Annotated in this window: 4 protein-coding genes; all 4 read left to right on the top strand. The window is 69.3% G+C overall.

Annotated elements, in window-relative coordinates; translation table 11 throughout:
• The coding region (locus AVR91_RS10970; protein ID WP_394329949.1) for an electron transfer flavoprotein subunit beta/FixA family protein at positions 1–390 on the top strand (390 nt) is incomplete at its 5' end.
• 26 nt (positions 391–416) lie between these two features.
• Positions 417–1,376 (top strand): electron transfer flavoprotein subunit alpha/FixB family protein, encoded by a 960-nt coding sequence (locus AVR91_RS10965; RefSeq protein WP_016336565.1) that lies wholly within the window; start codon positions 417–419, stop codon positions 1,374–1,376.
• A 176-nt stretch (positions 1,377–1,552) separates the two neighbouring features.
• The gene (locus tag AVR91_RS10960; RefSeq protein ID WP_063277518.1) at positions 1,553–2,335 is read left to right on the top strand and encodes a GNAT family N-acetyltransferase; all 783 of its coding nucleotides are present in this window, start codon (positions 1,553–1,555) and stop codon (positions 2,333–2,335) included.
• Positions 2,332–3,231: a lysophospholipid acyltransferase family protein gene (locus AVR91_RS10955; protein ID WP_063277519.1), complete on the top strand. Its 900-nt coding sequence runs from the start codon at positions 2,332–2,334 to the stop codon at positions 3,229–3,231. The genes AVR91_RS10960 and AVR91_RS10955 overlap by 4 nt, the downstream gene beginning before the upstream one ends.
• Positions 3,232–3,258 lie beyond the last annotated feature (27 nt).

Raw genomic sequence — 3,258 nt, 5'->3', positions numbered from 1 at the left:
ATCATCGCCGAGCTGCTCGGCCTGCCGCAGCTGACCCACGTGAACGAGCTGACCGTCGACGGCAACTCGATCAAGGCCGACCGCTACACCGAGGACGGCGTCACGCACCTCGAGGCGAACCTGCCCGCGGTGGTGAGTGTCGGCGAGAAGATCAACGAGCCGCGTTACCCCTCCTTCAAGGGCATCATGGCCGCCAAGAAGAAGCCGGTCGAGACGCTGACCGTCGCCGACCTTGGCGTCGACGCGGGCGAGGTCGGCCTCGGCAACGCGTGGTCGTCCGTGCTCGAAGCCTCCCCGAAGCCGCCGCGCACCGCCGGTGAGCGCGTCGAGGACGAGGGCGACGGCGGCAGCAAGGTGGCCGCCTACCTGGTCGCGCAGAAGCTCATCTGAGACAGGTTTCGAGGAGGAATAGGGAAATGGCTGAAGTACTCGTCCTCGTCGACCACGTCGACGGTGAAGTCAAGAAGGTCACGCTCGAGCTGCTGACCGCCGCTCGTGAACTGGGTGAGCCGTCCGCGGTCGTCGTCGGCCCGACCGGCACCGCCGCCAAGGCGAAGGAAGCCCTCGCCGCGCACGGCGCCGCCAAGGTGTACGTCGCCGAGGGCGACAACGCCACCGGCTTCCTGGTCACCCCGAAGGTGGACGTCCTCGCCGCGCTGGCGGAGCGGACCTCCCCGGCCGCCGTGCTCGTCGCGGCCAGCGCCGAGGGCAAGGAGGTGTCCGCTCGTGTCGCGGTCCGCCTCGGCTCCGGTCTGCTGTACGACGCCGTCGGCGTGAACGGCGACGGCAGCGTCGACCAGTCCATCTTCGGTGGCGCGTTCTCGGTGAAGTCCAAGTCCACCAAGGGTGTCCCGGTCATCTCGGTCCGCCCGGGCGCGGTCGAGGCCGCCCCGGCCGAGGGTGCGGCCGCCGAGGAGACCGTCGAGGTCCCCGCGGGCGACCCGGCGAAGTCCGCCAGGATCACCGGTGTCGAGCCGATCGTCGGCGGCGACCGGCCGGAGCTGACCGAGGCGTCGGTCGTCGTCTCCGGTGGCCGCGGTGTCGGCTCGGCCGACAAGTTCGACGTCGTCGAGGCGCTCGCCGACTCGCTCGGTGCCGCCGTCGGTGCTTCCCGCGCCGCCGTCGACTCGGGCTACTACCCGGCGCAGTTCCAGGTCGGCCAGACCGGTAAGACGGTCTCGCCGCAGCTGTACATCGCGCTGGGCATCTCCGGCGCGATCCAGCACCGCGCCGGTATGCAGACCTCGAAGACCATCATCGCGGTCAACAAGGACGCCGAGGCGCCGATCTTCGAGATCGCCGACTTCGGTGTGGTGGGCGACCTGTTCAACGTCGCGCCGCAGCTGACCGAAGAGGTCCAGAAGCGCAAGGGCTGAGTCCTTCGTTCGAAGAGGGGCCGTCCGGGATTTATTTCCCGGACGGCCCCTTTTCCGTGACCGGGAAGTGACTTCCCACCCTGAGAGAAGCCTGAGAACCCGCAATTAACTGAACGTGCACTGATCGGCCATCAGGCGCATTGTCGTTGGTACCCCTCCGGGGGTAGACCTGGGTCATGACGACGTCACAGCTCCTCGTCAGTACTGACCAGGCAGGTGTCGAACTCCCGGCCGACGCGCCGCGTTACTCCCTCCTCGTGGCGAACGGAAACGAAGAAGTCGTCGCCGCACAGCGTCTTCGCCATCAGGTGTTCGCCGAGGAAATGGGAGCGACGCTCAATTCGCTCGAACCCGGTCTCGACGTCGACTACTTCGACGAGTTCTGCGATCACCTCGTGGTGCGCGACGACAACACCGGCGACATCGTGGGCACGTACCGGATGTTGCCGCCCGATCGGGCCGCGCGGGCGGGAAAACTGTATTCGGACAGCGAATTCGATCTCACCGCGCTCGATTCGCTGCGCCCTTCACTGGTCGAGACGGGGCGTTCGTGCGTGCACCCCGACCACCGCAGCGGCGCCGTGGTGAGCCTCGTGTGGGCGGGGATCGGGCGCTACATGCTGCTGGCCGGGCACCGGTATCTCGCGGGCTGCGCGTCCGTGCCGCTGACCGACGGCGGGATCTACGCGGCGGGCGTCTGGGATGTCCTGCGCGCCAAGCACTACGCGGATGAATCCCTTCGGGTGACGCCGCTGAACCCGTGGCGGTCCGAAGGCATCGAGCGGCCCTCCCGCGCGATCCTCCCGCCGCTCATCAAGGGCTACACCCGCCTCGGGGCGAAGATCTACGGCCCGCCCGCGCTCGACGCGGATTTCGGCGTCGCGGACTTCTTCGTCCTGCTGGATCTGCACAACGTCGACGAGCGATACCTCAAGTTCTTCCTGGGAGAGCAGGGATGAGCCACGCCTGGATGCCGAAGTCGCCGTGTGGCGACGGCTGCCTGAGCGAAGGGGCGCCGACGGTGGCGTTTCCGCGGCGGGTCCTGCGGTTCACCGCCGCGATCGGCGTCATCTTCGGTGCTTTCTTGAGCGCGCCGCTGGTGCTGGTTCTGCGCGGCAAGCCCCGGGAACGGTTGGTGCGCCTGCTTTTCGCGGGGATCCTTCGCTCGTTCGGGGTGAAGCTGCGCGTACTCGGCGACGAGCGGTTCCGCGCGGTGCCCGGCCGTGGCGCACTCGTGGTGAACAACCACATCTCGTGGCTGGACATCATCGCGGTCAACGCCGTGCAGCCGATGCGGGCGCTCGCGAAGAAGGAGGTCGGCGCCTGGCCGGTGCTCGGCCTGCTGGTGCGCCGCGGCGGCAGCATCTTCCTCGACCGGGAGAACCTGCGGAGCCTCCCCGCGACGATGGACGAACTCGCCGACGCCATGCGCGGCGGATCACTCGTCAGCGTGACTCCGGAAGGCACCACCTGGTGCGGTCTCGGCTCGGGCCGGTTCCGCCCGGCGACCTTCCAAGCCGCGATCGACGGCGGTGTCCCGGTGCGGCCGCTCGCGCTGCGGTTCCGGCTCGCCGACGGGCGGGAGACGACGCAGCCGGCGTTCATCGGGCCGGAGTCGCTCATCGCTTCGCTGCGGCGGGTCGCGGCCCTGCGCGGTCTGGTGCTGGAGGTGCACGTGTGCCCGGAGATCGCGCCGGGCCGCGCCGCGGATCGGCGGGAACTGGCGGCGCTGGCGGAATCCGCGGTGCAGGCCGCTCTCGGGCGGGTGCAGATCCCGGCGCAGCGGCGGCGGCGCGCTCCGGCCGTCGCTCCCGCTCCGGCCGCTGCTCCCGTTCCCAAGGCGGTCTCGCAATAACTCCCGGATGTGTCATGAAAGGGTCGT

The sequence above is a fragment of the Amycolatopsis keratiniphila subsp. keratiniphila genome (assembly GCF_001620365.2).
In the GTDB taxonomy this organism is placed as follows: domain Bacteria; phylum Actinomycetota; class Actinomycetes; order Mycobacteriales; family Pseudonocardiaceae; genus Amycolatopsis; species Amycolatopsis keratiniphila.
Note: the sequence above shows the minus strand (reverse complement) of the source record. Positions and strands in the feature narration are given on the sequence as shown.

Coding starts and splice junctions, on each gene's coding strand:
- AVR91_RS10965 (WP_016336565.1), top strand. CDS start 417: ATGGCTGAAGTACTCGTCCTCGTCGACCACGTCGACGGTGAAGTCAAG.
- AVR91_RS10960 (WP_063277518.1), top strand. CDS start 1,553: ATGACGACGTCACAGCTCCTCGTCAGTACTGACCAGGCAGGTGTCGAA.
- AVR91_RS10955 (WP_063277519.1), top strand. CDS start 2,332: ATGAGCCACGCCTGGATGCCGAAGTCGCCGTGTGGCGACGGCTGCCTG.